This window comes from Bifidobacterium sp. M0353 (assembly GCF_016100645.1).
Lineage (GTDB): Bacteria > Actinomycetota > Actinomycetes > Actinomycetales > Bifidobacteriaceae > Bombiscardovia > Bombiscardovia choladohabitans.
Map to the genome: position 1 here is coordinate 332 of NZ_JACFSB010000007.1, position 703 is coordinate 1034.

Consider the following 703-nt stretch of genomic DNA (forward strand, 5'->3'; position numbering starts at 1 on the left):
ATTAGCTTTTCATAAACTTTAGTAAGCTTCTTATTGCGTTCATATTCAAACATCCTTGTCACTGCCTTTCTCCGAAACCACATACCAATCAACTGAAACTAAATCATCATATCTAGGTTCCCAACGTGGTACTTTTTTCCATGGAGTGCAAATAATACAGCAATCAATAGTATTTGTTGGCTTAATTTTTGGACCATGTTTACGATAAATATATTTAGCACCAACTCTGGTAGCTTCAAGTATTGCATCCCTAATATTCATTTGTAAGTCCCTCTTTTGCTAAAATTTATAAATGTGTTATACTTAATGTAATTTCTACTTATAGTAAGTCCGACAATTTGTCGGGCTTTTTTTCTCGCTAAATTTCAGGTTCTGGCTCACTAGCGCAAAATGCTAGGAAAAGCACGAATACTACAATTGCTATCAACAGGACAATTAGTCCACCAGTATTAGATAATGGCTGTCCGCCATAACTGTAAAAATCAAAATTTTTGTTCAAAAAATGTGTCCATCTAGTCAACATCTGAATTACCCTCCTGTTCTTCAGCATTAACGCTATTACCTAAATCCAAAACTCCCGTAATTGCATCCAATAATTGCTCTTCCAGTGCATTTTTTCTCGAATTAACAGCTGCTTTTTTAAAGTTTTGACAATCCGTATTATTTGCAACTCGTTGCCATGCTTGCCGAAGAATATCATTTT

Annotated in this window: 2 protein-coding genes; both read right to left on the reverse strand. The window is 34.7% G+C overall.

Annotated elements, in window-relative coordinates; genetic code table 11:
* Positions 1–45 precede the first annotated feature (45 nt).
* Positions 46–261: a hypothetical protein gene (locus H3V04_RS08735; protein ID WP_198188175.1), complete on the reverse strand. Its 216-nt coding sequence runs from the start codon at positions 259–261 to the stop codon at positions 46–48.
* A gap of 251 nt (positions 262–512) precedes the next feature.
* A partial coding sequence (locus H3V04_RS08740) for a hypothetical protein (RefSeq protein WP_198188176.1) occupies positions 513–703 on the reverse strand: 191 nt, incomplete at its 5' end.